Source organism: Nitratireductor indicus C115 (assembly GCF_000300515.1).
Taxonomy (GTDB): Bacteria; Pseudomonadota; Alphaproteobacteria; order Rhizobiales; family Rhizobiaceae; genus Nitratireductor; species Nitratireductor indicus.
In genome coordinates this window covers 221,278-247,500 of sequence record NZ_AMSI01000006.1, presented here as the reverse complement: position 1 = coordinate 247,500, position 26,223 = coordinate 221,278, and the positions used below count along the sequence as shown (strand labels likewise).

The following is a 26,223-nucleotide window of genomic DNA, read 5'->3' as shown; positions in this document are numbered from 1 at the left end:
TCTTTCTGCGGCCTCCTGCGTCAGGGTAGCTGGTCACGCAGGAAGTCCAGAAAACGCGGATCGGTACCGTAGGCGACATTGACGCGGATCGCTGTTGCTCCGCTCGGTGATCTTCCGGGTGTGAAGACACTGCCGGGAGCCAGGAAGATGCTTCTTTCGGCTGCCGCGCGGCAGAGATCGAACTCATCGACGCCGTCGGGGAATTCCACCCACAGGTAGAAGCCTGGCGTCACGCTCTGGCTGACCGTCAGGCCAAGGGCCTCAAGCCGCGCCGAGGAGGCCTTATGAGCCTCTTCGACACGGGTTTTCAGCCGGCGCAGATGGCGCAGATACTGGCCGCCCTGGATGAGGTGGTGCACGAAGCGCTCCACGTAATCGGAGGTCGCGACCGTGGTCAGCATCTTCAGATTGCCCAGCGCCTTCACGATGGAAGGATGTCCGGCGACGAACCCGCAACGCAGGCTCGCCGAGAGCGTCTTCGAGAATGTGCCGACATAAAGCACACGGTTGAGTTGATCGAGGGCTGCAAGACGCGGCAGGGTGGATGGCAGAATGTCGGCCAGCGCGTCGTTCTCCACCAGCAGAAATCCCCAGCGCTCGGCGAGTTGCATCAAGCCGAACGCGACTGCCGGCGAGAGCGTGCCGCCGGTCGGGTTGTGGGCAAGCGACTGGGTGAAGAACACTTTCGGGCGATGCAGGGCCAGTTTGGTGGCAAGGTCTTCCAGGTCGGGACCATCATGGCTGCGACGGATACCGACCATCTTCACCTTGGCAAGTGTCAGCTTGGCAAAAAGCGGATAGTAGCCGGGATCGTCGACGAATACCGTGTCTCCGGGCTCGATCAGGTGGCGAATGATCAGGTCGAGTCCGTGGTTTGCGCCATGGGTCAGAAGGAGGCCTTCGGGCTGAACGGTGATCGAGCGCTCAAGCAGCAGGACCCGCAGCCTTTCGCGCAAAGGGGCGTAACCCCAGGAACTGCCATAGCCGAAATCGACGGCGGAAGGGTCCCCCGTCTTGAACGCCGAGAAATAGCTCTTGAGTTCGGAACGCTCCATCCAGAAGGCGGGAGGCCGGCCGTCGCCCGGCCGCACCTCGTAATGCTGGTCGAGCTGTTCGCGCAGGAGTGAAACATTGTCGATGGCGGCGGCAACATGGGGGGCGGGCGGCACCGAGGTGGGCAATTTGAACTGGGCAACATAATAGCCGGAGCCGGCGCGCGCCTCCAGAAGACCGCGGGCGACGAGGCGGTCATAGGCCTCCGCCATCGTGTTTTTCGAAACGCCGTGTTCGCGCGCTGCCTGCCGTACCGAAGGCAGGCGTTCTCCCGCCTTGTAGGCGCCAGCGGCGAGAAGGCCGCTCACATGCTGGACGATGCGATCTGCCCTGGAGAGGCGTGCGTTGCCGTCGTTCACTCGAATTGTCCCGTTACTGGCTTCAGGACACCCGTTGCGCGGGCGATTTTTGTCCCGTGATTGTCCCAATCGATAGCAGGACGGATTGGCTGAAGCCATATATTGCCGGTGTTCGGGAACGGGAAATGGCTGCTTTAAGACAGAGTAAGGCTGCTGGGGGCCGGGGTATTCCGAAATCTGTGGTATTTCAGCCTGCCAAAATGCCTCTTTTTCAACGTTTTTTGGTGATGACTGCATTTTTCATGGGGCAAAGGCGGATATCGCGCGGGTTATCCCAAATACCTTTTGAGCATCGCCGGCAAACGCAATAAACCCGGCGTGTACGCTCGGAAATGATCCATACTGTCCCTGCTTCGTAATGGGGTGGTGGGGTCCCGACCCGCATGAACGCTGCCAAAGCGTCCTGGAGACTGTATCCGGAGCCGGAACTTGTGAAGATACTCATTGCGGATGACCATGAGCTGGTTTGCGACACGCTCTGTCTTTTTTTGTCGCAGGAGGCCGGTGTTGCGGTTTCCGTTGCGGGAGATTTTCACGAAGCAGCTCAGAAAATCGTCAGCGAAGGGCCTTTCGATCTCGTGCTGTTGGATTATTCCATGCCGGGAATGAATGGCCTTGAAGGCTTGCGCAAGGCGCTTGAACTGAATCTCGGAGGCCCGGTCGCACTTCTTTCCGGAACGGCTTCCCGTGCGGTGGCGGAAGAAGCGCTTGCGTCCGGCGCAGCCGGTTTCCTGCCCAAGACACTCCCGGCAAAGTCCTTCGTCCATGCGGTGCATTTCATGGCCGCAGGGGAACAATATGTTCCCGTTCAGCTCATGACGGTTCATGGTGGCGAGCAACCCAATGCGCTGGCCCAGAAGCTGACGAAGCGCGAACTCGAAGTTCTGAAAGGAATTGTCGAGGGGCTGTCCAACAAGGAGATCGGCCGTTTGCTCGGGCTGCAGGATGTGACGGTGAAGCTGCATGTCCGCACGCTTTGTCGAAAGCTTTCGGCACGCAATCGGACGATGGCGGCTATGGCCGCCCGCGATGCGGGGCTCTTTTAGAGCGTACCGCGATCTTTCAGATTCGCTCCCTGCGCTTTAAGCTCTTGATCTTACGCATGTCTTTATCCCGGAACCGGTTCCCACTTCCGGGAGACATGCGTTAGAGCGATCCATCAGCTTGGTTTTCGCATTTATGGCCGGCGGGTGCCGCTTTTGCGCCCGTTCAGCCGCACAGGGCCTTAAAATGAGAAGGCCCGCCGTTTTCACGACGGGCCTTCCTCTCGGCCACCCCAGGCTCAGGCAGCGAGCTGGACGGGTGGATCCAGCTCAGCGATATGGCCGAGAATTCCATCTGGCAGCGCAGTTCCTATCGCGCGGAGACACAGCTTCGCTCGCCCCCTTGATCGCAGTGCGCAGCCGCTTGATTTGACAAGAAAACCGCGGGCATGGTCGACACTTCCAGTTTTGCCGACGAAACAGGCCCACCGATCGCGAAGACCGGTGGGCCATGCTGTCGGAGTGGTGCCCCTCCGCCCCGACTTGGGCGCAATGGAAAATGGTGCAAAGCAAAAGACCGAAGTCCCGCAAAGCAAACCAGAGCCATTTTTTCCCGTATGCGCCATTCGACTGTTCTTGTTTGTGATTCGTGTCACAGACTTAGAGAACAGTCGTAGCTCACTCGGTTATTGTTATGATGAGTCCCGACGGACACGTGTGAGTTCTTTTGGCTTGCTGACCTACCCATTGGTATAGGTTTTGCCTCAAACCGGGTCCGTTTGCCTTGAGACGAGGGCATCACGGGTGTTGCGGGCGGCCTCGCAGACCGCGCGACAGCGGTTCGACAGGAACGCTATATCACCCTTCTTGCAGGCGGTCTCGAAATCGAGAAGTGTCTGGCGCAGGATACCTGCGCCGAAGATCGCCGCCGTTCCCGCGTGGTTGTGGGCGAGACGGCAGAGCTTTTCCAGTTCCAGCGAACCTGCATTCTCCTCTGTGAAGAGGCTCTCGATCTCATCCAGTTCCTTATGGAACCGCTTCAATTGCGCTTCGAGGAGCGCAGGGGGGAGCGAACCCTGAAGTTCTGCCCATGTGGCAGGGTCGAGCAGCGCCGGTTGAGCGGGTTCGACTGCTGACGGCGAGGGATGCTCAGAGGGCGTTCCCTGATATTCGGTCGTGGGGCGGGGTTGGCTCGTGACACGATCAAGCAGGGCGGCGATCTTTTCCGAACGCAGAGGCTTTATGATGCAGTCCTGCATGCCCGCGCGCTTCAGTTCGCGTTGCTCTTCCGGCAGTGCATGGGCTGTAAGGCCGATAATCGGCGCGTCCTTCGAGAGACCGTCGCCTGCGCGGATAAGCTGTGTCGCTCGCAATCCGTCCAGACGCGGCATGCTGATATCCATGAGGATGAGGTCGAAACGCGTGTCGTGTGCAAGCGACACGCCAACCTTGCCATCGGGCGCTTCGGTGATGCGGCAACCGTGCTTGGACAGCATCGCGCGGGCGACCAGGCGGTTGGTCTCGTTGTCCTCAACAAGCAGCACGGAAAGACCGTGCTGGCGCCGAGCGGCGGGGGGATGAGGCCTTCCACGTCTGCTGCGGGTTTCCTCGGTTGCCGGGGTGGGCAATGCGGGTATTCGAACTGAAAAGCGGCTGCCCTTTTCCGGTACGCTTTCAACGGTTATTTCGCCTCCCATCAAGGTGGCGATGCGGCGTGAGATGCCGAGCCCGAGCCCGGAGCCGGGGGAGGTGCGCCGGTGAGAGGGATCGAGCATCACGAAATCCTCGAAGATGCGCTCCATATCCTCCGGCTTGATGCCCATGCCCGTATCGCTGACGGTGAATTCCGCCCAGTTCTTCCCGTTTTCTTCTGGAAGCGCGCGGGCCTCGATCCGAATTTCGCCATTCAGCGTGAACTTGATGGCGTTCGACACCAGGTTCATCAGAATCTGACGCAGGCAATGCCGGTCCTGTGCAAAGACGATCAGGCCGGGCTCGGTGCCCGTCACGATGCGGTTTCCTCTCGGGAGTGCTGCCTGTTCGTTGATGTTCTGCACTTCGCGCAGGAGCGTTTCGACGTCGAATTGCGAGGGGCGCAGCTTGAGAGCGCCAGCCTCGATCCGTGTGATGTCGAGAACCTCATCGATATGGCGCTGGAGAATTTCGCCCGAGGTTATTCCCGTTTCCACATAATCCCGCTGCTTGCGGGTGAGCTTCGTGTCGAGCAGGACATCCAGAACGCCCATCACGCCATTCAGCGGTGTACGCATCTCATGGCTCATAACGGCAAGGAAATCAGATTTCGCCTTGGCCATGGCAAGCGCTTCGTCGCGGGCGGCAGTCAGCGCCTCCTGCGCCCGGATACGGTCGGAGATGTCGCGGATGTAGGTGGTGAAGATCGGGCCTTCATTGCCGATGGTGACGCCGAAGGAGAATTCTGCGGCAAAACGTTTGCCGCTGGCGCGCATGGCTTCCGTGTCTATACGCTCTGACCTCAGAATGCGGAGGTTGCCGCCGGACAGGTATTTCCTGAGCCTTTCGCGATGCGCCTCACGCAGATCCGGAGGAATGATGAGTTCTTCCATTGTGCTGCCGACGGCGGTTTCCCGCATATAGCCGAATACTTTCTCGGCAGCCGGGTTTATATCGAGAATGCGCCCCTGTGCATCCGACACGATGATGGGATCTAGCGATGTGCTGATGGCGCTTGCATAGCGCAAATTGCTGATGGCCAGCTCCTCCGACCGGCGTCTTGCAACGCGCGACTGACGCCAGAACAAGGCCAGGGCAAGGAGCATCGCAAAAAAGACGATAAGGGCGACCAGCGCCATGCGCAGGAGAAGGTCGGTGAATTCCTGACGCTCGTCATCGGCCTGCCTTGCAAGAACAAGAACCCCTTCAAGCGCCAGATTGCGTGCGGCCGGCTGGAGCCTGTGGGCGCGCTCATAGAGTTCGGCGATGCCGGCGCGCAGGGTTTCGTCGGGTCCGTCGATCAGCGGCAGGGACTGGACCAATGCGTCACGGATTTCACCCAGCGCCTTGTGCGCCCTCGGTTCAGCCTTGACGGCTGCGAACATCGAACCGCGCTCCAGTGTGTCGATGCGGCTGTAGAATATATCGAAACGCTGGCGAACCTGGTCGAGCGGTGCGCTGCGATTGTGAACAACATCGTGGAGCGCCTCTTCGAGAATGAGAAGCTCGACCTGAACCTGTGCCATGGTCCATTGCAGATTGTCGGACGGGGCGGCCCGCAGACGGGCAAGCTCATGGGTGAGCTGCGCGCTGAGCGTACTGAAGAAACCAGCGACAATCACAAGGAGGATGCCGGCAGCGAAATATCTGATCGACCAGCGCGGCCGTCTTTCTTCCCGGCGATCCGGCATATCCTGGTCCCGTTGCGGTTCAGTCCCTGACGTCGATGGATTTCAACTGCCAGACGCTTTGCGAGTACGTAACCTCAGATTTGTACTCGGGATTGGTATCATAGGGATAGATCAGCCAGAGCGGCCCTTTCTGTCGTACCGTAATGGGGTTCCCATTCATGCGCGATGCAAGGATGGGGCCTTCGTCAACAGCTTCTGCAATGGGAACATCGACCGCATATTCATTGAGCGCTGTCATGCGCAAGATCTTGCCATGCGCCTCAAGCGCCTCAAGCAGCACACTGAGCGAAACGCCTGTGAATTCCGGGTCGCCTTCTGTCCAGATAGTGCGGGTCTGGAAGGTTGTCTGGGGAAGCTGGTCCAGAAGCTCGAGATCGAATTTTGCCGAGCCGTCCTTATCGTTCGCTCTCCCGATCATACCCGTCACGGTGAGGATGACGGGCCCCTTCGGCGGCAGCAGTTCGGTGGCGCGGGAGGCTTGCAGCATTCCGGCGAACAGGATCGTCGAGGCAATAAACTGTCGGAACAAGCCCGCACAGATGGTCGTCATGTCGCTTCCCCAAGGCAGCAGCTTTTGCTGCCGCATGAAAAACCGCGGGTGCCCAGTTTATAACGGCTTCTCCGCGAATTTATCCCTCGGAGACTTTGTATCAGCCTTGTCTTAGGTCATCCAGCGGCAGTTGGATCGCCCGCGCCGCCTTGTACCGGTTTGCCGTTTGTAAAATGCTTCAGGCGGCAGGGGGCTGCTGTGGTTTCCTGATCTGTCGCATTGCGAGTGGCACGAAGAGCGCTATGGCGAGAACCCGCACCACGTGATGCGTGGCGACCATGGCCGGATCGATGTCGAGAGCAAGCGCGACGACGCCGAGTTCAGGCGCGCCTCCGGGAAGATAGGCAAGAAGCAAGGGGGCGATTTCGTGGCCTGTTACCTGCGCGGTTATCCAGGCGGCAGCAAGCGAGGCGAGGCCGAAGATCAGGCTCGTGAAAGCAGCGAGCCGACCATCGCGAAGAATGTCGCGAGCCCGGTATCCCTGAAAGCGAATGCCGATGCCGCATCCAATGACAAGCTGGGCAAGGACGGAAAGCGGCAGCGGCACATGCGCGCTGGCAACGCCGGTGACATGGAGGAGTGCGGAGAGGAGCAGAGGCAAAAGCATGAGACCGGACGGCAGTTTCGTCAGTCTTGCCAGCGCCCATCCGACGAGCAGGCAAGCGGCAAGCAGAGAGAGCTGCACCGCATCGAACGGCTCGGGATGCGCAAGCGCAACGCTGGTGGATGTGGCCAGGTCATAGTCGGACACAAGTCCGATCATGAAAGGCGTCATGACAAGGAGGACGACCAGGCGTGCCGAGTGGCAGAGTGCGATGCGGCGCGCATCCGCGTGATAGTCCTCAGCCAGTGCGCTGACCATCGCAAGCCCGCCGGGGACGGCGGCCAGAAGCGCCGTGCCGGTATCCATATCGGAAAACCGTTTCAGCAAAGCGAAGGCGCCGGTGAAGAAGAGCCAGGACAGGACAAGCATGGCGCATAGCGTGGGGAGCCATGTGGTGGCGTGCTCGACGATTTCGGGGGTGAAGCCGGCACCGAGCATCGTGCCGATGATGAGCATTGCATAGCCGCGCCAGCGTGCGGGCATGGAGAGCTTGACGCCAAGTTGAGACAGAAGCCCTGTGGCCGCGAAACTGCCCAGCACCCATGGAAGAGGAATGGAAAGATAGAAGAAGAGAAGCCCACCGCAAAGGCCTGCCGCAAGCGCTGCAAGTCCCAAAAGCCAAGAGGGTGGTGAAATGCTCATGAATGCTTTCCGCGCGGGGCGGCAGAATTGCCGAAAGACTGGATGGGTTTTCGACTGAAACTCCTGCCGGATCAAGAAGGCTGAATGCGTATTCGCCGGCTTTGCCGGCGAATATTCATTCAGGACGGATTTTCGGCTGCTTCCCGGCGCTTTCTGTAGAGGCGCCATAGCGGAATGAAGATCGTGATCAGAACCAGCAAGACCAGGAACAGGATCGCGATAGGCCTTTCAACCATGTAGGCGAGCGGGTTGCCGCCCGATATCTGCATGGTGCGGACGAGTTCGCCCTCCGTCATGCGGCCAAGCAGGAGGCCGATGACCGTGGCTGCAACGGGATAGTCATGCCTGCGCATGAGCCAACCGAGACCGGCGAAGCAGACGACGGTTACCGGACCGGCAATTGTGCCGGTGATACCGAAGCCGCCCCACGCGCAGAGCGCGAGAACCGAGGGAACCAGATAAGTGAGCGGCACCTTCACCACCATGCCGAGGAGGCGCAGCGTCAGAAGGCCGATGACGGCAAGGAGAACCACCTGTCCGAGATTTCCGACGATGATTGCATAGATCAGGTCGCGCTCATCGCGGATGAAGGCGGGGCCACCGACCAGATTATGGAAGGAGAAGGCGGCGAGAAGCACAGCTGTTGCGGCGCCTCCGGGAATGCCCAGCGCCAGAAGCGCGGTCATGGAGCCGCCCTCGGAACTGGAGTTGGCGGACTCGGCCGCCACCACGCCTTCGGGAACACCGGTGCCGAACTTGTCACGGTTCTTGGAGGAGCGGCGCACTTCGCCATAGGCGACCAGATTGGCCACAGAGGACCCGACGCCGGGAATTGCACCGATCACCGCGCCAATCAGGCTGCCGCGCAGGAGAACGCCGGGATAGCGGAATGTCTCGAACATGCCGGACAGGATGCGCCCGAAGGAGATATTACGCGCTCCCTCGGCCTCCACCAGATAGGTGTTGCCGCGCAGGCGCAACAGCTCCGATGCCGCAAAGATACCGATCATAGCCGGCACGACCGCGATACCGTCAATGAGATACGGATTGCCGATCCGGGTGCGCAACACTCCGGTGGTCGACATGCCGACCTGACTTAGAATGAGGCCGAGCGCCCCGGCCATGAGCCCCTTGGCGACGGTGCTGTCGTTGAGCGTGGCGATCAGGGTGAGGCCCCACAGGACAACCATGACCATCTCGAGAGGCCCGAGCTTGAGGACGAGGCCGGCCAGAGGCTCGATCAGGAACAGGAGCAGGATATAGCCGATAAAGGCGCCGACGACAGAAGCGCCGAGGCCGAGGCCAAGAGCTTCATTGTGCTTTCCCTGCCGCGCCATCGGGTATCCGTCGAATGCGGTGGCAACGGAGGATGAGGACCCTGGAATATTCATCAGGATGGCCGTCACCCCGCCGCCATAGGCTCCGCCGGTGAAGATGGCTGTGAGGAACAGCATCGCCTGCAGGAAGTCCATCGCGAAAGTGACGGGCAGAAACACGGCCATGGCCATCGAAATCTGCAGGCCGGGAACGGCGCCGAATACGAGGCCTATCAGCAGGCCGGGAATGACATAGAGCCACGGGCCGAAACCCGAGAACAGCATGTCCATGGCCTGGGAGAATGCAATGGTATCGAGCATTTCAGAACACCAGCATGGGCATGGGGAAGGGGAAGAGGGCGCCAAAGCCCTTGACGAGAATAAGCGTGAAGAGCGCAGAGAAGAGCGGCGGTAGCCAGATGCGCTTTTCGCCGCCCAGAACGATGCCAATCCATACGAAGATAAAGGTCGCGATGTCGAAGCCGACCTTAGTCAGCGCGACGCAAAACACGGCGAAACACCCAAGAAGCAGGATGTCGCCCAGCGTGTTTGCGCGCGAGGGCATAGCGCCGTCGGAAGCCTTGCCGCGCAGGGCGCTGGCAACGATCGTCACGATCAGGATTGCGATGATCGCGGCCACGGGCACGACGACGATGAGGTTGAAAAGCTTGGTGGACGCCTTGATCGCGCTCCAGGAAATATAGGAGGTAACAAGTGCCACGAGCGCAAGAAACGCCGTGTGCGTCAGGGTAAGTCGGCCGGACATGGCATGTCCTCGTGGGATGAGAAACGGATTCGCGGCGAGGCGGCCATGCCGACCCCGCCGCGCAATTTCTTACTTCTCTTCCTGGAAACGCTTCAGGATATCGAAGTTCGAGGTGATGATCTGCGTGGTGCGCTCAGGGCCGAGCCATTCGGCGCCGATCTTCTGCTTCTTGAGGTCGGCGGCGAAATCCGCATCCGCAAGAGCGGCCTTGTAGGCGGCGGCGAACTTCTCGAAACGCTCCGGGTACTTTTCCTTGAAAGACGCATGGGCGGCGATGCCGCGCATGGAGCCTACCAGCGAAGGCACCTTCACGCCGAGGGGTTCAAGAGCTTCGTTGACGGTCGGTGCGTCCCATTCGGGGAGGCGATCGTCACCAGCCACGGCGAGCGGCTTGATGTATTCGGCAATCGGCACGGTGCCATCGGCGCCGAGCACGGTCAGGTCCACCTGGCCACCGGCAGCGGCAGTGCGCGCGGCGCTGCCCGATTCATAGGTGACGATGTTCACGTCGTCTTCGCTCATGCCATAGGCTTCCAGCACCAGAAGGGTGTTGATGTAGCCGGTGGAGCCGGGAACGACGGAGATCTTCATCTTGCCCGGATTTTCCTTTGCCGCCTTCATAAACTCGTCCAGCGAGCCATAGGGCAGGTCCTTGTTCATCGCAAAGAGGTCGATGTCGGTCCACTGTCCGTTCACGAATGCGAAGTCGTCGAGCGAGTACTCGGCATCGAGTTCAAGAATGGCATTGCTGATGTAAGGATGGATGGACGAGGCAAGGAAGAACGTGCCGTCGTCGGGCATGTTGAGGAAGTAGCTGTGGCCGACATGGCCGCCGCCGCCTTCCTGGTTGACGACCCGGATCGGGACGCCGAGCTCATCCTGCATGCGCTGGGCAACGAGGCGCGCGGTGCGGTCGGCCGAGCCACCGGGGCCCAGGGCCACGACGAATGTGATCTGCTGGTTCGGCCAGTCATCGGCGGTGCCTGCCTGGATGCCGCCTGCCAGCGTCGCGACCGCGAAGCCGGCAATGGCGGCGAATCTTCTGATTGCCTTGAAAGACATCTGATCTCCTCCTGTTCAAACTCAAACTGAAAAGATTGTTTACAATCTGTCAGAATTTTCGAGAAAGAACAGCTTGCGCTCCGATATGTCAAGCCCTTTGAAAAATGCTTTGATACCATTGACTTCCACGCAATAGAGCGGATACTTCGGAAAAATCGGCAAGCGTTCGGCGTTTCCGACCCATTTTCTCGATCAGGCCATTCACTCCTTATTGTAAACAATATGCAGGAAATAGCACGCCTTTCCGCAGCCTCCATCACTGCGAGCCTCAAGGACGAGATTCTTGCAGGCCAGCTCCTGCCCGGCCAACGCCTGGGCGAAGTGGCGCTGGCTGAGCGCTTTTCAGTGAGCCGGGGGCCGGTGCGTGAGGCTCTTCGCAGCCTTGTCGATGCGCAACTGGCCACGTTGGTGCCCAATGTAGGGGTGCGGGTGCGCGAGATCGGATTTGCCGATGCGCAGGCCCTTTACGAATTGCGCGAAGGTCTGGAATCGGAAGCCGCGCGGCTTGCCGCCCGGCGGGCAACCGTGGGGCAGACGGAGCAACTGCGCCTGCTTCTGGACGGTCATGCGGTGTCGGTTACCGCGCATCCGGCCGGAGCTTACCTGCAAAGCGGCAGCGACACAGATTTTCATGTGGTGGTGGCCGCCTTGTCGGGCAATCCGATGATCCTGCGCCTCCTGAGCGAGGAGCTTTATCCGCAGCTGGTTCTCATGCGCCGCCAGCACCAGAATGTGCAGGGTCGTGGACAGACGGCGTTGATGGAGCACCGGCGGATCGTCGATGCAATCGCGGATCGTGACGAGGAGGTCGCGGCTCTCCTGATGCGGCGACACATTCGCAACAGCTGGCTGTCGCTCGCGCCGCAGATCGAGAATGGCGGAGAGACGAAATGACATTGATGCGCGTGCCGGCCGCCTTCATCCGGGGCGGCACATCCAAGGCGGTGGTGTTTCGCCGCAGCGACCTGCCCGAGGAAGCCGCATGGCCGGCCTTGTTTCGCGCAGTTCTTGGAAGTCCCGATCCCAATGGCCGCCAGCTGGACGGTATGGGTGGCGGCATTTCCTCGCTCAGCAAGATATGCGTGGTCGGCCCGTCGTCGCGTGCGGATGCGGATGTCGACTATACGTTCGCGCAGGTTTCCGTCACCGGCACGACAGTCGATTTCAGTGGCAATTGCGGAAATATGAGTTCCGCCATCGGGCCGTTTGCAGTGGAGGAAGGGCTGGTCTCCGCGCCCGCCAATGGCCAGACGGTCGTACGAATCCACAACACGAATTCAGGCAAGATCATTCATTCCCGTTTCGAAATGCGCGACGGCGCCGCCGTCGTTGACGGCGATTTCGCCCTTCCGGGCGTTGCAGGCACTGGCGCACCCGTGGAACTTGCCTTTCAGGACCCGGCAGGCACGCGTGGGAACGGGCTTTTGCCCGCAGGTGCGGCGGTGGTCGAGCTTGCTCTTTCCGATGGCGGGACGATTGCGGCGACGGCGGTCGATTCAGCCACGCCGGCCGTTTTCGTTCGCGCTGCCGATCTCGGAGCCGATTGCGGGGCACTGCCGCAGGATATCGATGCCGATGCAGGACTCATGGCGCGACTCGAGGAGGTGCGCCGGGCGGCTTCCGTCGCGATGGGCATTGCACCCGACCTGGAGCAGGCCGGCGCCATCATCGCCATTCCCAAGATCGCGATGGTCGGGCCGGCGGATGCGTTTCGCACCCTTGCCGGCGAAAGCATCGCGTCTGAAGGGCATGATATTCTCGTGCGCATGATTTCGGCCGGCCAGGCCCATCGCGCTATTCCGATCACGGGTGCGCTGGCGCTTGCCAGCGCAGCGACCGTCGAAGGCGGCATCGTCGCCGACTGTCTTTCCGATGGGGCGGATGCCGGCAGGCTTCGGCTCGGAACGCCGAGCGGCGTTATCACGGTGGGTGCGGAAACGCAGGATGGCCGCATCCTTTCGGCGAAAGTGATCCGCACACAAAGACGCCTGATGGAAGGTACGGTCTGCGTCCGCGGTTCGCTTGCCTTCCCGAAGGCAGAAACAGCGCAGTAGCAGGAGTTAAGACGTGCTCAATCATGAAATCAACCGACAGTTTCGCGACCGCCTGAACAAGGGTGGCGCCGTGCTTCTGCCGGGGGCGGCGAATGCGCTGGCTGCGAGGGTCATCGAGGACATGGGCTTCGAGGCAGTATATCTTTCTGGCGCTGGCCTGACCAACACCTATCTCGGCAAACCCGATCTGGGGTTCGTCGGATTGCAGGAAATCGCCCAGCACACGGCCACCATCCGTGACGCGACGCAATTGCCCATCGTGGTCGATGCGGACACCGGCTTCGGCAACGCGCTCAACGTGCGCCATACGATCCGCACGCTCGAACGCGCCGGCGCGAGCGCTGTACAGCTCGAAGACCAGGTGACGCCGAAGCGCTGCGGCCATTTCTCCGGCAAGGATGTGGTGGGGCTCGATGAGGCGCGCAGCCGCATCAAGGCCGCGGTCGATGCTCGTCAGGACCCGAACCTGCTGATCGTGGCGCGCACGGATGCGCGCGCTACGCGGGGCTATCAGGAAGCGCTGGACCGGGCGGCTGCCTTCATCGAGGACGGCGCCGACATCACCTTCGTGGAAGCGCCCGAGAGCATCGAGGAAATCCGTGGCATTCCCGGCGCGCTCAAGGGAACGCCCCAGCTTCTCAATCTGGTGGTGGGCGGCAAGACGCCGATCATGCCTTTGGCCGAGTTCGAGGAGATGGGCTTTGCACTGCTGCTCTACGCCAATGTGGCTCTGCAGGGGGCCGTCTATGGCATGCAGGCGGCGCTTGGCCAGTTGAAGCGCGACACCATGCTCGATGAAAGCGGCCCGGTGGCCAGCTTCAGCGAACGGCAGCGCGTGGTTCAGAAGGATTTCTACGACGAACTCGAAAAGCGTTACGCACTGTAGCATTTCCTGTTGAGGGTGCTGCGCCCTCCCTCTCCCCGCCGGAACGGGGAGAGGAGCGGGCCGAAGGCGCTGGAGCGGTTCAGCGTTTCATGGAAATGCTTCTCCGCTCCATATCCTTCTTTTTCCGCATTTATGCGAACGCCAGATGTTTCCATCCGACTGCAGAATGCGTTAGGCGCCGGCTGCCGCGCGCAGCTGGCGGGCGGCGGTGACCATGTTCACGAGCGCAGGCCGGACCTCTTCCCATTTACGGGTCTTCAGCCCGCAATCGGGGTTGATCCATATCTGGGTGTCGGCGAGCCGCTGACGGGCAAGGCCCAAAAGGTCGGCCATCTCCTTCACTTCCGGCACGCGGGGCGAATGGATGTCGTAGACCCCCGGTCCGATCTCGTTGGGATATTTGTAGCTGCGGAATGCATCCAGCAGTTCCATGCGCGAGCGCGAGGTCTCGATGGAGATGACATCGGCGTCCATCGCCGCGATGGCGTCGATGATGTCGTTGAACTCCGAATAGCACATATGGGTGTGGATCTGGGTTGCGTCTTCCACGCCTGAGGCGGTGAGGCGGAAACAGTCCACCGCCCAATCGAGATAGGTCTTCCAGTCGCTGCGGCGCAGCGGCAGGCCTTCGCGCAGGGCTGCCTCATCGATCTGGATCATCGCCGCCCCCGCCTTTTCCAGGTCTGCGACTTCGTCGCGAATGGCCAGAGCGATCTGGCGGCAAACCTGCGAACGCGGCAGGTCATCGCGCACGAATGACCAGTTCAGGATGGTCACCGGGCCTGTCAGCATCCCCTTTACCGGCCTGTCCGTCAGGGATTGGGCATAGCGCCACCAGCCGACGGTCATCGGCTCTGGACGGGAGACATCGCCATAAATGACGGGCGGGCGCACATAGCGCGATCCGTAGCTCTGTACCCAGGCATTTTTGGTGAAGGCGAAGCCCGAGAGCTTTTCGCCGAAATACTGCACCATGTCGTTGCGCTCGAATTCGCCATGTACCAGCGCATCGAGGCCGATTTCCTCCTGCCAGCGGATCGCATCGGCGGTTTCGCGTTGCAGGAAGGCCTCATAATCGGCCGGACTCATTGCGCCCTTCGCGTGGGCCGCGCGCGCCTTGCGCACCTCGGCTGTTTGCGGGAAGGAACCGATCGTCGTGGTGGGGAAGGCCGGCAGGCCGAGCTTTGCCCGTTGCAGGTCCGCTCGTTTCCCGAAGGGCCTCTTGCGGTTTGCCATATCCGGCGTGACGGCGGCGACGCGGCTTGCGACGACCGGATCGTGCACCTTGGCGGAAGAGACGCGCGCGGCAATCGCCTCCACCGATGCGGCAAGCTCGGCAGCTACGGCGTCGCGGCCTTCGTTCAAAGCGCGGGCGAGCAGCGAAAGCTCATCCATCTTCTGCGCGGCAAAGGCCAGCCAGGACTTCACGTCGGCATCGAGAGCCGTTTCGAGATCGAGATCTATCGGTACATGCAGCAGTGAACAGGACGGTGCAACCTCAATACCCGCCTCGCGGGTGGAGGCCGCAGCTTCCAGGCGCTTTAGAATGACGGGCAGGTCGGCGCGCCAGATATTGCGGCCATCGATCACGCCGAGGGAGAGAACAAGATCCTTGCAGGCAGTGGAAAGCACTGCATCGAGCTGCTGTGGCGCGCGCACCAGGTCGAGATGCAGGCCGGCGACCGGCAGCGCAAGGGCCGTTTCCAGATTGTCGCCCAGTTCGCCGAAATAGGTCGCGAGCATCAGCTTCAGACCGGGGGCGGCAGCCGCGAGCTTCGCGCAGGCGAATTTCAGGGCATCACGCTCATTCGGTACGAGATCGAGCGCAAGGGCCGGTTCGTCGATCTGCACCCAGTCGGCACCGGCTTCTTTCAGGTGTTGCAGGACCTCCTCATAGACGGGCAACAGTTTCGGCAGGAGCACCAACGGATCGAAGCCGTCCTCCTGCGGCTTGGCAAGCTTCAGGAAGGTGACCGGGCCGAGGATGACGGGGCGCGTGTGAATGCCGAGCGCCTTGGCCTCCAGAAACTCCTCGACCGGTTTTGCCGATGTGAGGTTGAATTCCTGCTCCACCGCGAGTTCGGGCACCATGTAGTGATAATTGGTGTCGAACCACTTGGTCATTTCCATTGCGGTGACGCCATGACCGCCATGGCTACCGTGGCTGCAACCGGCTTCGGGGCCCTTCTGACTGCCCCGCGCCATGGCGAAATAGGTGTCGAGCGAAACGGGGCCGCCCTGCCATCCATAGGCGGGCGGAACAGCGCCGACCATGACCGCCGTGTCGAGCACATGGTCGTAAAGGGAGAAGTCGTTGGAGGGAATTCGCGTGACGCCCCGGTCGCGCTGTTCCTGCCAACGCTGGGCGCGCAATGTGCGGGCCGTCTCCAGCAGGTCTTCGGCGGAAGATTTGCCGGACCAGTAGGATTCAAGTGCAAATTTGAGTTCACGATGGCGGCCGATGCGCGGCGCGCCCAGCGTTGCGACCTCTACGGTCTTTTTCTCGGTCATGTCATACCCCGTTGGCTGGGGCAGGGCGAGCGGAAGCCTGCACATGGCGAACAGCCGCCATTTGCCGCGACCCCCGGGGCACCCCGCCCGTGGACGTTGTTTGTCGAGGCAGGTCTCCTGGCTTGCGGGTCAGTGCCTCCGTCCGTCTTCCCGGGATATCCCAGTGACGTTGTGGACGTCGGCTCGCCGCCTACAGTTGCGGGGGCAGCGCCGGATTTGCTCGCGACATGCAAGCGCACCGGCTTCCCTCTTAGCTCGACGCGGCAAGCCGCGCCGCAGAACCACGACGGTGGCAAAATCATCCGGTGGGCGGTAAATGTCAAGGTGATATAAAGAAATCTTTATATCTTTAAGTGTCATTTTTGACGGAAAGCCGGAATTCCATCTCCGTGCGTAATCCGCCTTCATCGCGGTTGGCGATGTGAAGCGCGCCGCCCATACGCTTCATTGCCAGTTCCGCAATGGCAAGGCCGAGACCACTTCCCATGGGTGTCTTGTTACGGCCCCGGAAGAAGCGGTCGCGCACCTTCGAGAGTTCATCGTCGGGAATGCCCGGTCCGTCATCTTCGAACATCACCGTAGCGCTATCGTCCTGCCTGTGCAGGGTGCAGCGCACCCTGCCGCCTTGCGTGGAATGCATTGCGGCGTTTTCGAGAAGGTTTCGTGCGGCCAGCGAAAAGAGGAAGGGATCGGCGGCCAGGGTGGTCTCATGGAGCTCCGGCGCAATGCTGATCGCCACGGAGCCGGTCTTGTGACGGCGGATATCGTCGGCCAGGAGTTCGAGCATCTGGCCGGGATTGACGGTTTCGCCCTGCCCAGCCTCGTCGCCGTTCTCGGCGTTCGTAAGGTCGGTGAGCTGTCGGATCAGACGGGATGTGCGGTCCACCCCGACTACGATCTGCTCCAATGCGTTGCCGCGGACATCCCCCTCGCCGGCGCCAAGCGCTATCTGGGCTTGCGTTCTGAGGCCTGCAATCGGCGTCTTGAGCTCGTGTGCGGCGAAGGCGGTGAAATCGCGCTCGCGCTGGCGCAGCGCTCCGACGCGGGCAAACAATCCGTTGAGCGCGTCGACCATCGGGCGGATTTCGGAAGGGCTTCCGGTCTGGGTCAGAGGGCTCAGGTCGGAAGCGGGACGGTTGGCGAGCGCGCGCGCCATGGCGTTGAGGGGAGCAAGGCCGCGTCCAACGCTGAACCAGATGAGGCCGGAAAGCGCGAGCAGGGCGACGATGGCGGGAAGGGCAAGGCCACGAATGACATCGGCGACAAGGCGGTCGCGCACCGACAGGTTGTCACCGACCATGACGCGCATGCCGCGCTCGGCATCGGCCACTGCATAGACGCGCCAGGTTTCGCCATGGACGCGGGTTTCGGAAAAGCCCTCGTCGGTTTCGGTGAGCGGTGTGCCGGGCGCTCCGCTGGAGCGTCCCACGAGCGTGCCGTCGAAGGCCCAGATCTGGCAGGAAAGCTGGCGGTCGTAGAGTGGGTGAGGCTCGGCTATGGCGACATGGAATTCGGCCGCCTTGGCAGGGTCCATTCCCTGACTTGCCACCAGGGAACTGACCATGCGCGCAGCCTCCACGAGGCGCGCGTCGAGAACCTTCTCCACCTTCGCCTGAGTGCTGAGATAAATCCAGCCTATGGCCGACAGCCAGACAAGGCCCGTCGTGATCATGAGGATGAGGAAGAGCCTGCCGCGGATCGACTTCATGCGCCGCTCTCCGCAAGCCGGTATCCCACACCACGCACCGTCTCGATCCGGCCTGGGCCGAGCTTGCCGCGCAGATTGTGGATGTGCACTTCGATGGTGTTGCTTTCCACATCCTCCTGCCAGCCGTAAAGGCGCTCCTCCAGCTGGGTTTTCGACAGAATCTGGCCGGGACGGTCCATCAGGGCGCGGAGGATGGAGAACTCGCGGCGCGAAAGACGCAAAGGACGCCCGGCATCCGAAACGCTCATGCTGGCGGGGTCAAGCTGAAACGATTTCCAGCGCAGGATCGCTGAGGCGTTTCCGGTCGAGCGGCGGGTCAGTGCCCGCAGTCGCGCGGCCACTTCGTCCAGGTCGAAAGGTTTTCCGAGATAGTCGTCGGCTCCCGCATCGAGGCCCGAAACGCGGTCGGCGACACTGTCGCGCGCTGTCAGAAGCAGGACAGGTGTGGCATCGTCACGCTGGCGCATTTCAGCGAGCACATCGAGCCCGGATCCGTCGGGCAGCATCAGATCAAGAACCACCGCATCGAAGGTCGAGGCGTGAAGGGCCGCAGCTGCGTCGGCGCATGTCTCCACCGCATCCACGGTAAATCCCGCGAGCCCCAGCCCGACCTTCAGTCCGTCGATGAGGACTTCGTCGTCCTCGACAATCAAGATGCGCATTCCCGAAACCTGCAAATTGCTGGAAATGATCTTAGATCATAAACTTAAGCCAGCCTTAAGGTAGGCTATGTCCCTTCGAAGCCATTGCAAGCCCGGATGGCTTGCCTGTCCATTCCACACGCATGAGGAGACATGCATGCCCGCCTTTTCGCGTCGCGTTGCCCTGGTTGCCCTGGCTCTCTTTGCCGCCGTTCCGTTTTCCTCCGGCGGTGCTTTTGCCCAGTCCGCAAAGGATGTTTCGCGCGAGATGATTCTCAATGATCCGGCGGCGCCGGTTGGCGGCAATCCCAAAGGCGACCTCACGATCGTGGCCTATGTCGATTACAACTGCCCCTATTGCAAGGAGACGGCGGTTACGCTCGACCGTGTGGCAAGGGAAGATGGCAAGATCCGTATCGTCTACAAGGACTGGCCTATCTTGCGGCCCAGCTCCATCGACGGAGCGATGATGGCGCTGGCGGCGCAATACCAGGGCAAATATGAGACCGCCCATCATGCCCTCATGGGTATCAAGGGTCGCGATACGACGAGGGACCAGATGCGTCAGGCGCTGAGGGCCGCAGGTATCGACATGAAGCGGCTCGATGCCGATCTGAAGAAGAACCGCGGGGCCATCAACACGCTTATCAAGCGCAACATGGCACAGGGTGATGCGCTGGGCTTCCCCGGCACGCCGTCCTTTCTGGTGGGGCCATTCCGGGCCTCGACGCTGGACTACAAGAATTTCAAGCTGATCATCGCCGATGCACGCGCCAAGCAGGCCGAGATGAAGTGAACGGAGATTGCGGGCAGTCATCATGCGCAGTTTCGTCGCCGCATTTTTCCTGATCTTGCTACACGCCGTAGCTCTGGCTTCGGCGACGGCACAGACGATTTCCCCGGGTGGGAAGCCTCTCCCGATGGATGAGGCCTTCCGGCTTTCAGCACAGAGGAATGAAGACGGGCGGGTTCGTCTGCAATGGACGATTGCGCCCGGATATTATCTTTATCAGGACGGGTTCGGGCTTCGCAGCGATGCGAGCGATCTTCCGCTTCCTTCACTCGAAGGGGAGGCGGTTTCCAAGAATGACCCGACCTTCGGAGTGACCACGATCTATCACGATCGGGTTGCGGCGACCGTACCGGTTTCGCGTGGCGTCAAAGAGCTTACGGTTTCCTTTCAGGGCTGCCAGGATGGCGGCATCTGCTATCCGCCGGCAAGCCGCAGTGTCGATCCTCTCACGCTGGCCGTTTCGGGTGGCGGTGGCGGACGCTCCGGCGCGCCGGCCATGTCCGAATGGGTGCAGGCACCGGCTATCCCGGGTCCTGAAATGTCTCAACCCGAGAGCGGCGGCATAACCTTGTCGCGCAACGATCAGGGCATGGTGGCGGGGCTGCTTGCCGATGGCGGCGTGTTGTTCGTGCTTGGCAGTTTCCTGCTATTCGGCCTGGCGCTTGCTTTCACCCCTTGTGTTCTGCCGATGTATCCGATCCTTGGTGGGGCGCTTGCAAGACAGGGTGACAGGCTGACGCCGCTGCGTGGTCTTGCGCTTTCACTTGCCTTCGTGCTTGCAATGTCCAGTGCGTTTGCCTTGCTCGGTGTCGTCGCTGCCTGGTCAGGCCAAAACCTGCAAATGGTCCTGCAATCGCCGTTGGCGGTCGGGGCTGTGGCGGCTCTCTTTGCGGTCCTGGCGCTTCCCATGTTTGGCCTGTTCGAGCTTCAGCTTCCCGCCTCGTGGGTCAGCGCGGTGGGGCGTGTCGGTCAGGGAAGGCGCGGTTCCCTTGCATCGGCGGGGTTGCTAGGTTTCACATCGGCCCTGATCGTTGGACCTTGCGTGACCGCTCCGCTCGCCGGGGCGCTGCTTCATATCGCGCAAACGGGCGATGTCAGGCTGGGCGCAGCTTCTCTTTTCGCGCTTGGGCTCGGCAAGGGTATTCCGCTCATTGCCTTTGGAACCTTCGGTCCGGCTGCACTGCCCAAGACCGGCGCGTGGATGAACGGCGTGCGCCAGGCATTCGGTTTCGTGTTTCTGGGAGCCGCGATCTGGATGCTCTCGCGGTTGGTGCCGGCATCGGTCACCATGGCGCTCTGGGCCTTGCTTGCCATCGGTACGGCCACCTTTCTTGGCGCATTCGATACTCTATCGCCCGATGCGCCGGGTAGCCGGCGCGTGGGCAAGGCGGCGGGGCTTGCAGCGGCGCTTTATGGCATTCTGCTGGGCGTCGGCGCGGCAAGCGGTTCGGGCGACCCCTTCAGGCCGCTCGACCGGATGCTGGTTGCCGGCGCAATGATCGGCGAACGGCCCGCTGGGCTCGATTTCCAGCTGGTGGAGGAACCGCAGGACCTCGATCGACAGGTTGCGCGCGCTGGAGGACGGACGACTTTGCTTTATGTCACGGCGGACTGGTGCGTCACCTGTGCCGCCATCGAGCGCAGCGTCCTGAGCGATCCCGCCACACAGCAACTTCTGTCGGGCCTTCATCTTGTTAAGGTGGATGTGAGCGAAAACACCATGTCACATCAGGAGCTGATGCGCAGGCTCGAAGCATTCGGGCCGCCAACCATGGTTTTCCTCGATCCGCAAGGACGAGAGGTCTCGAATACGCGGCTTGTCGGCGATGTGACGCGATCCGGCCTCGCCGATGCCGTGTCGCGCGCGGAGGCCGGCTCTTGAACGCCATTGCGATAGGCCCTCTCGTTCTTGCCGCCGACCGGTTTGCCGCAATAGCCGGAATTTTTGCCTTTCTGATCGCCGCATCGCTGTTTGCCCGTCGTTTCGACGCCGTCGCCGGGCGTTGGTCCGGCGTGGCGCTTCTGGCAGGTGTCGTGGCTGCTCGCGCCGGCCATGTGGGGCTCAACTGGGAGAGCTTCTCCCAGGAACCCTGGCGTATTCTCGCGCTTTGGCAGGGTGGGTTTCAGCCGCTCGCCGGGCTCGTCGGCGTTATCGTATCAGCGCTGTTCTTCCTGCGCTCGATACGAAGCGGGGTGGCGATGGGGCTGTCGCTCACCATCGGCCTTTTCGTGTGGAGCCTCGTCTTTCAACTCACCCAGGCGACGATGGGGCAGCCTGCACCGCAATTCGCATTGCAGCGGCTCGACGGTACATCCGTGTCGCTTGCCGACACGGGCGGGCGGCCGGCTGTCATCAATATCTGGGCGACCTGGTGTCCGCCCTGCCGCAGGGAAATGCCGCTTCTGGCGGATGCGGCCGAGAGACGAGCGGGCGACGTCGCTTTTTTCTTCGTCAACCTTGCCGAGGGCGAGGAGCGGATACGCTCCTATCTCGACGGGGAAGGATTGCGGCTTGAGAATGTGCTTCTCGATCCCGGCATGGCGGTTCCTCGCCATTACAACACGATCGGTGTTCCTGTGACCTTGTTTCTGAAGCCTGATGGCGCCTTGTCGGCGATCTATACGGGCGAGATTTCACCGGAGGCTCTGGAAGCCAATATCCGCCGCGTCCTTCGCTGAGGCAGCGGCGGAAAGGTGGAGCGGTTCCAGGATTCCATGAAACGATAAACCGCTCCGGCAAGCCGTCAGAGCGAGCTCACGGCTATGTTCGACATGGAAGGGTCGGGGACGACCACGATGGGGCTGCCGTCGCGGACATTCTCGTAAAGATGGATCACGTCCTGATTGATCAGGCGGATGCAACCTGAGGACACGGCCTTGCCGATGGAGAAGGCTTCCGGGGTTCCATGCAGCCGATAAAGCGTGTCCTTGCCGCCTTCATGGATATAGAGCGCGCGTGCGCCAAGCGGGTTGCGCAGGCCAGGGTCCATGCCGCCATTGGCGATGCTGTAAGGCTGGAGGCTGGGCTGGCGCGCCACCATGGAATCCGGCGGGGTCCATCGCGGCCATTGGCGCTTGTAGGCGACAATGGCGCGGCCTGACCAGGCAAAGCCCTCGCGGCCCACACCGATGCCATAGCGCATGGCGCGGCCACCCGGCGTGACGTGATAGAGATATTTCGCCGGCGTATCGACGATAAGGGTGCCCGGGCGTTCGGAGGTCTGGTAATCGACCTCGCGCCGCCAGAAGCGGCGGTCCAACTGGTCGAGTTTGACGGCGGGGATCGGGAACCGCTCGTCGGGCATTGCCGCATACATGAGCGGGCGCACGGGCTCCGGTTCGGGCGCGACCGGAATTGCGGTCGTGTTCTTTTCGGGATGCGGTGTCGACACACAGCCGGCAAGCGTCATGGCGCCTGTGCCGAGCAGGAAAACACGCCTCGAGAGGGCAAACGGTCTATCTTGGCTCACTGCTTCGAAAGCCTCCTTTGGAGCGGTACGCGGTATGCGAGGCGGTCGCGAAGGGAATCGTCCGCGACCGGGAACCGACCAAAGGCGCTTTCGACCTTAAACCAGGCTTAAGGAAAGATGGGCTTCATGCTGCCTCTCGCGCGCGTCGCCATTCGGGGAAAGGATCCTTCAGAGCCTGCCAGCGCGTTGGTTCGAAACCGTCTTCTGCGACCAGCGCGTTGTCGAGCAGGGCGGTTATGACGTCCCTGTCCATGCCCGCGCCGATGAAGACCAGTTCCTGTCGGCGGTCTCCCCAGGGCTCTTGCCAGTGGCGCTGGCGATAGGCGACCGCTTCGGGGTGGCTGGAGCGGCGTTCCGGGGGAACGGAAGCCCACCATATTCCCATCGGCTTGATGGAACTCAACGCGCCGGCAAGCGAGAATTCCGCCAACCAGTCAGGCCGGGTGGCCACCCAGAAATGGCCCTTGGCGCGGATCACGCCGGGCAGAGGTGCATTGAGCACGTCGTGGATCTTCTGCGGATCGAAGGGTTTTCGCGCACGATAGACGAAGGATGAGACGCCGTACTCCTCCGTTTCCGGTACGTGATCGGCGAAACCGTAAAGTTCCTTGGCCCAGAGCGGGTGTTCGTGAGCGGTGTCGAAATCGAACAGGCCGGTGTCGAAGATCGCATCGGGCCTGACGACGCCGTAATCGGTTTCGACGATTCGGGCATCGGGATTGAGGGCCTTGACGATCTTGCGGGCGGCATCCAGACGGGCGGGACCGGCATCGCCGATCTTGTTCAGAATCACCACGTCGGCGAATTCGATCTGATCGACAAGGAGGTCCACCAAAGTGCGGTTGTCTTCCTCGCCGAGGCTTTCGCCACGATCCTTCAGGAAATCATGGCTGGCGTAGTCTCCGAGCAGGTTCACCGCGTCCACGACAGTGACCATCGTGTCGAGGCGGGCGACGTCGGACAGGCTTTCGCCCGCCTCGTCGCGGAACTCGAAAGTGGCGGCGACGGGGAGCGGTTCGGAGATGCCGGTGGATTCGATCAACAGATAGTCGAAACGGTCTTCGGCGGCGAGACGGCGCACCTCCATCAGAAGGTCGTCGCGCAATGTGCAGCAGATGCAGCCATTGGTCATCTCGACCAGCTTTTCCTCCGTATGGCTCAGATCAGCACCGCCCTCGCGCACGAGGTCGGCGTCGATATTCACTTCCGACATGTCGTTGACGATAACGGCGACACGGCGTCCCTCGCGGTTGTTGAGGACACTGTTCAACAGCGTCGTCTTTCCCGCGCCGAGAAAGCCGGAAAGGACGGTGACTGGAAGGCGGTTGTCTGGACGGGGCATGGTAGCTCTCTGGTTATGTAATATAATAACGTTACATATCTGGATGCTGTCATGCAAGAGGGAGAATAGGAACGGATCGACGTGAAGGAGGAAGCCGGGCGCATGATCCGCCCGGCTCTCTGAAGCTCATCCCTTGGTCAGGGCGACAACGGGATCGAGCTGGGAGGCGCTGCGTGCGGGCAGATAGCCGAAAACGATGCCGATCAGGCTCGAACAGACGATTGCCGCCACCATGGCCGTGGTGGAATAGACCATGCTGAAGCTCGTGCTGAAGAGGGTGAAGAGCGCGCCGAACCCCAGTGCCAATGCTATGCCCAGCACGCCGCCCAGAAGGCAGATCAGGACGGCTTCGATGAGAAACTGCTGAAGGATATCGGATTGCCTGGCGCCGACGGCCATGCGCGCGCCGATCTCCGAAACGCGCTCGGAAACCGAGACAAGCATGATGTTCATCACACCGATGCCGCCGACGATGAGTGAAATGACCGCGATAGCGGCAATCAGAAGCGCAAGCGTTTCGGTGGTGCTGGTGATCGTCTGGCGAATGTCGTCGGTGTTGATGATGAAGAAGTCTTTCGTGCCGTGGCGCTGGGTCAGGAAGCGTGTGACGTCCTGCTCGGCGAGGTTCGTGTCGACATCGTCGGCGACGCGCACGGTTATGCTGCGCAGCGAAGTGGAACCCAGCAGGCGGGCCTGCACCGTGGTGTAGGGCAGATAGATGGAAAGGTTCTGGCTGGAGCCGAAACCACCCTGCTTGGCCTGGGCGATACCGATGACGCGCACCGGCACATTGCCGATGAAGATCACCTGGCCGACGGGGCTTCCGGCGTGCTCGGAAAACAGCGCTGCAACCGTGTTCTGGTCGATCACCGCCTCGAGCGCCATGTCGCGCACGCTGTCGGAATCGAAGAAGCGGCCTTCCTGCAATGTGGTTCCGGTGGCCGCGAAATACTGGTCGCCCACGCCGTTGAAGAGGGCGCTTGCTTCCTTTGAACCGAAGCGCGCCGTTCCGCCGGTGGAAACGGTCGGCGTCACGGCCGCCACGTAGGGCTGTCTTGCAAGAGCCGTGGCATCGGAAACCACGAGTGTGGTGATGCGCCCCGAACGGGTGTCGCCAAAGTCCTTGCCGGCAAAAATCTCCAGCGTGTTCGTTCCCAGATTCGAGATGTTCGCCAGTACCCGCTGCTGCGAGCCCTGACCAAGCGCCACAACGCTGATGACGGATGCGATACCGATGATGATGCCGAGCATGGTGAGGAAGGTTCGCAACCGATGCGCTTTCATGGCGAGCTGGGCCATGCGGAAGGCTTCGACGAAGCGGTTGAGGCCGGTACGAAGCTTTCCGCCCGAAACGGCACCATCGTCCTGCGGTGCCGGTTCCAGAACAGACTCGGCAGGAGTCTGAGCGTGACCAGTCTGCCGGTCGGAGATGATGCGCCCGTCCTTGATCTCGATGATGCGGTCGGCACGGTTGGCGATATCCATGTCATGCGTGACGATGACCACGGTTCGCCCTTCCGCATGAAGCTCGCCGAGGATGCGCAGCACTTCCTCGCCGCTCTGGCTGTCGAGCGCGCCGGTCGGTTCGTCGGCAAGGATCAGGCTGGCATCGTTCATCAGGGCACGCGCAATCGAAACGCGTTGCTGCTGGCCGCCCGAAAGCTGGTTCGGGCGATGGTCGGTGCGGTCCGCAAGGCCGAGCCTTGCGAGCAGCCCGGTTGCGCGTCGGCGCCGTTCTTCGGGAGCACGCCCCGCATAGATCGCGGGTATTTCCACATTGCCGAGCGCCGTCAGCTCTCCCAGCAAGTGGTAGCGCTGGAAGATGAAGCCGAAATGCTCGCGCCGCAAAGCAGCGAGTTCATCGGGGTCAAGGTCCGAGGTTTCCCGGCCCAGTATCCGGTAACTGCCCGAGGTGGGGCGGTCGAGGCAGCCCAGAATGTTCATGAGGGTCGTCTTGCCGGAGCCCGATGCGCCGACAATGGCAACCATCTCGCCTGCCTCGATGGTCAGGTCGACATCCTTGAGAACGGCAATCGTTCCTTCGCCGGAGGGAAATTCACGGCGAATGTCCTGCAAGTGGATGAGGGGTTCATGGGTCAT

The 26,223-nt window shown here is 61.5% G+C and carries 20 protein-coding genes and 1 riboswitch; of the genes, 7 read left to right on the top strand and 13 right to left on the bottom strand.

Going from position 1 to position 26,223, the window contains the following annotated elements; genetic code table 11:
* Positions 1–20: 20 nt before the first annotated feature.
* Positions 21–1,412 carry an aminotransferase-like domain-containing protein gene (locus NA8A_RS11005; RefSeq protein WP_009756579.1) on the bottom strand — a complete coding sequence of 464 codons (1,392 nt, stop codon included), beginning with the start codon at positions 1,410–1,412 and terminating at the stop codon, positions 21–23.
* A 431-nt stretch (positions 1,413–1,843) separates the two neighbouring features.
* Here NA8A_RS11005 and NA8A_RS11000 point away from each other — a divergent pair, with 431 nt between their 5' ends.
* Complete coding sequence (locus NA8A_RS11000) at positions 1,844–2,458, top strand: response regulator (RefSeq protein WP_040672364.1); 615 nt, start codon at positions 1,844–1,846, stop codon at positions 2,456–2,458.
* A gap of 701 nt (positions 2,459–3,159) precedes the next feature.
* Here the strand turns inward: NA8A_RS11000 and NA8A_RS10995 are convergent.
* The 6 genes from NA8A_RS10995 to NA8A_RS10970 all read right to left on the bottom strand — a co-directional run bounded on the left by NA8A_RS10995 (position 3,160) and on the right by NA8A_RS10970 (position 10,718).
* Positions 3,160–5,778, bottom strand: a complete 2,619-nt coding sequence (locus NA8A_RS10995; protein ID WP_009756577.1) for a hybrid sensor histidine kinase/response regulator — start codon at positions 5,776–5,778, stop codon at positions 3,160–3,162.
* Between the two features lie 19 nt (positions 5,779–5,797).
* Positions 5,798–6,328, bottom strand: a complete 531-nt coding sequence (locus tag NA8A_RS10990; protein WP_009756576.1) for a putative pterin-binding protein — start codon at positions 6,326–6,328, stop codon at positions 5,798–5,800.
* Positions 6,329–6,506: 178 nt separating this feature from the next.
* Positions 6,507–7,574: an AbrB family transcriptional regulator gene (locus tag NA8A_RS10985; protein ID WP_009756575.1), complete on the bottom strand. Its 1,068-nt coding sequence runs from the start codon at positions 7,572–7,574 to the stop codon at positions 6,507–6,509.
* Between the two features lie 119 nt (positions 7,575–7,693).
* Positions 7,694–9,211: a tripartite tricarboxylate transporter permease gene (locus NA8A_RS10980; RefSeq protein ID WP_009756574.1), complete on the bottom strand. Its 1,518-nt coding sequence runs from the start codon at positions 9,209–9,211 to the stop codon at positions 7,694–7,696.
* Position 9,212: 1 nt separating this feature from the next.
* On the bottom strand, positions 9,213–9,656 hold the full coding sequence (locus NA8A_RS10975; protein WP_009756573.1) for a tripartite tricarboxylate transporter TctB family protein: 444 nt from the start codon (positions 9,654–9,656) through the stop codon (positions 9,213–9,215).
* A gap of 69 nt (positions 9,657–9,725) precedes the next feature.
* Positions 9,726–10,718 (bottom strand): Bug family tripartite tricarboxylate transporter substrate binding protein, encoded by a 993-nt coding sequence (locus tag NA8A_RS10970; RefSeq protein ID WP_009756572.1) that lies wholly within the window; start codon positions 10,716–10,718, stop codon positions 9,726–9,728.
* Positions 10,719–10,940: 222 nt separating this feature from the next.
* On the opposite strand from NA8A_RS10970, the gene NA8A_RS10965 reads away from it, so the two are divergent.
* The 3 genes from NA8A_RS10965 to NA8A_RS10955 are packed head-to-tail and all read left to right on the top strand — an operon-like array spanning position 10,941 to position 13,658.
* Positions 10,941–11,612, top strand: coding sequence for a GntR family transcriptional regulator (locus tag NA8A_RS10965; protein WP_009756571.1), 672 nt, complete (start codon positions 10,941–10,943; stop codon positions 11,610–11,612).
* The gene (locus tag NA8A_RS10960; protein WP_009756570.1) at positions 11,609–12,772 is read left to right on the top strand and encodes a 2-methylaconitate cis-trans isomerase PrpF family protein; all 1,164 of its coding nucleotides are present in this window, start codon (positions 11,609–11,611) and stop codon (positions 12,770–12,772) included. Before NA8A_RS10965 ends, NA8A_RS10960 begins: the two co-directional genes overlap by 4 nt.
* A 13-nt stretch (positions 12,773–12,785) precedes the next feature.
* Positions 12,786–13,658, top strand: a complete 873-nt coding sequence (locus tag NA8A_RS10955) for an isocitrate lyase/PEP mutase family protein (RefSeq protein ID WP_009756569.1) — start codon at positions 12,786–12,788, stop codon at positions 13,656–13,658.
* Between the two features lie 171 nt (positions 13,659–13,829).
* Here the strand turns inward: NA8A_RS10955 and metE are convergent, their stop codons facing one another.
* The 3 genes from metE to NA8A_RS10940 all read right to left on the bottom strand — a co-directional run bounded on the left by metE (position 13,830) and on the right by NA8A_RS10940 (position 18,539).
* The gene (gene metE / locus NA8A_RS10950) at positions 13,830–16,169 is read right to left on the bottom strand and encodes a 5-methyltetrahydropteroyltriglutamate--homocysteine S-methyltransferase (protein ID WP_040672419.1); all 2,340 of its coding nucleotides are present in this window, start codon (positions 16,167–16,169) and stop codon (positions 13,830–13,832) included.
* A gap of 90 nt (positions 16,170–16,259) precedes the next feature.
* Positions 16,260–16,470: riboswitch (cobalamin riboswitch) on the bottom strand.
* 48 nt (positions 16,471–16,518) lie between these two features.
* The gene (locus NA8A_RS10945) at positions 16,519–17,877 is read right to left on the bottom strand and encodes an ATP-binding protein (protein ID WP_009756567.1); all 1,359 of its coding nucleotides are present in this window, start codon (positions 17,875–17,877) and stop codon (positions 16,519–16,521) included.
* Positions 17,874–18,539, bottom strand: coding sequence for a response regulator (locus NA8A_RS10940; protein WP_009756566.1), 666 nt, complete (start codon positions 18,537–18,539; stop codon positions 17,874–17,876). Before NA8A_RS10940 ends, NA8A_RS10945 begins: the two co-directional genes overlap by 4 nt.
* 136 nt (positions 18,540–18,675) lie before the next feature.
* On the opposite strand from NA8A_RS10940, the gene NA8A_RS10935 reads away from it, so the two are divergent.
* From NA8A_RS10935 to NA8A_RS10925, 3 genes are read left to right on the top strand one after another with little or no spacing between them, the layout of a single operon-like run.
* Entirely contained in the window at positions 18,676–19,314 is a 639-nt protein-coding gene (locus NA8A_RS10935; RefSeq protein ID WP_009756565.1) for a DsbA family protein, read from the top strand.
* Between the two features lie 22 nt (positions 19,315–19,336).
* Positions 19,337–21,193 (top strand): protein-disulfide reductase DsbD, encoded by a 1,857-nt coding sequence (dsbD, locus tag NA8A_RS10930; protein WP_009756564.1) that lies wholly within the window; start codon positions 19,337–19,339, stop codon positions 21,191–21,193.
* Positions 21,190–21,990, top strand: coding sequence for a TlpA disulfide reductase family protein (locus NA8A_RS10925; protein WP_009756563.1), 801 nt, complete (start codon positions 21,190–21,192; stop codon positions 21,988–21,990). The genes dsbD and NA8A_RS10925 overlap by 4 nt, the downstream gene beginning before the upstream one ends.
* Before the next feature lie 65 nt (positions 21,991–22,055).
* Here the strand turns inward: NA8A_RS10925 and NA8A_RS10920 are convergent, their stop codons facing one another.
* From NA8A_RS10920 to NA8A_RS10910, 3 genes are all read right to left on the bottom strand, one after another.
* Positions 22,056–22,721 (bottom strand): L,D-transpeptidase, encoded by a 666-nt coding sequence (locus NA8A_RS10920; RefSeq protein WP_009756562.1) that lies wholly within the window; start codon positions 22,719–22,721, stop codon positions 22,056–22,058.
* A gap of 184 nt (positions 22,722–22,905) precedes the next feature.
* Positions 22,906–24,123 carry a GTP-binding protein gene (locus NA8A_RS10915; protein WP_009756561.1) on the bottom strand — a complete coding sequence of 406 codons (1,218 nt, stop codon included), beginning with the start codon at positions 24,121–24,123 and terminating at the stop codon, positions 22,906–22,908.
* Between the two features lie 126 nt (positions 24,124–24,249).
* Positions 24,250–26,223 carry a MacB family efflux pump subunit gene (locus NA8A_RS10910; RefSeq protein WP_009756560.1) on the bottom strand — a complete coding sequence of 658 codons (1,974 nt, stop codon included), beginning with the start codon at positions 26,221–26,223 and terminating at the stop codon, positions 24,250–24,252.

Excerpts from the sequence above, each read along its gene's own strand:
- metE (WP_040672419.1), bottom strand. The coding sequence starts at position 16,169 with ATGACCGAGAAAAAGACCGTAGAGGTCGCAACGCTGGGCGCGCCGCGC.
- NA8A_RS10965 (WP_009756571.1), top strand. The coding sequence starts at position 10,941 with ATGCAGGAAATAGCACGCCTTTCCGCAGCCTCCATCACTGCGAGCCTC.
- NA8A_RS10980 (WP_009756574.1), bottom strand. The coding sequence starts at position 9,211 with ATGCTCGATACCATTGCATTCTCCCAGGCCATGGACATGCTGTTCTCG.
- NA8A_RS10995 (WP_009756577.1), bottom strand. The coding sequence starts at position 5,778 with ATGCCGGATCGCCGGGAAGAAAGACGGCCGCGCTGGTCGATCAGATAT.
- NA8A_RS10975 (WP_009756573.1), bottom strand. The coding sequence starts at position 9,656 with ATGTCCGGCCGACTTACCCTGACGCACACGGCGTTTCTTGCGCTCGTG.
- NA8A_RS10920 (WP_009756562.1), bottom strand. The coding sequence starts at position 22,721 with ATGACGCTTGCCGGCTGTGTGTCGACACCGCATCCCGAAAAGAACACG.
- NA8A_RS10990 (WP_009756576.1), bottom strand. The coding sequence starts at position 6,328 with ATGACGACCATCTGTGCGGGCTTGTTCCGACAGTTTATTGCCTCGACG.
- NA8A_RS10935 (WP_009756565.1), top strand. The coding sequence starts at position 18,676 with ATGCCCGCCTTTTCGCGTCGCGTTGCCCTGGTTGCCCTGGCTCTCTTT.
- NA8A_RS10945 (WP_009756567.1), bottom strand. The coding sequence starts at position 17,877 with ATGAAGTCGATCCGCGGCAGGCTCTTCCTCATCCTCATGATCACGACG.
- NA8A_RS10910 (WP_009756560.1), bottom strand. The coding sequence starts at position 26,223 with ATGACCCATGAACCCCTCATCCACTTGCAGGACATTCGCCGTGAATTT.
- NA8A_RS10940 (WP_009756566.1), bottom strand. The coding sequence starts at position 18,539 with ATGCGCATCTTGATTGTCGAGGACGACGAAGTCCTCATCGACGGACTG.
- NA8A_RS10960 (WP_009756570.1), top strand. The coding sequence starts at position 11,609 with ATGACATTGATGCGCGTGCCGGCCGCCTTCATCCGGGGCGGCACATCC.
- dsbD (WP_009756564.1), top strand. The coding sequence starts at position 19,337 with ATGCGCAGTTTCGTCGCCGCATTTTTCCTGATCTTGCTACACGCCGTA.
- NA8A_RS10985 (WP_009756575.1), bottom strand. The coding sequence starts at position 7,574 with ATGAGCATTTCACCACCCTCTTGGCTTTTGGGACTTGCAGCGCTTGCG.
- NA8A_RS10970 (WP_009756572.1), bottom strand. The coding sequence starts at position 10,718 with ATGTCTTTCAAGGCAATCAGAAGATTCGCCGCCATTGCCGGCTTCGCG.
- NA8A_RS10915 (WP_009756561.1), bottom strand. The coding sequence starts at position 24,123 with ATGCCCCGTCCAGACAACCGCCTTCCAGTCACCGTCCTTTCCGGCTTT.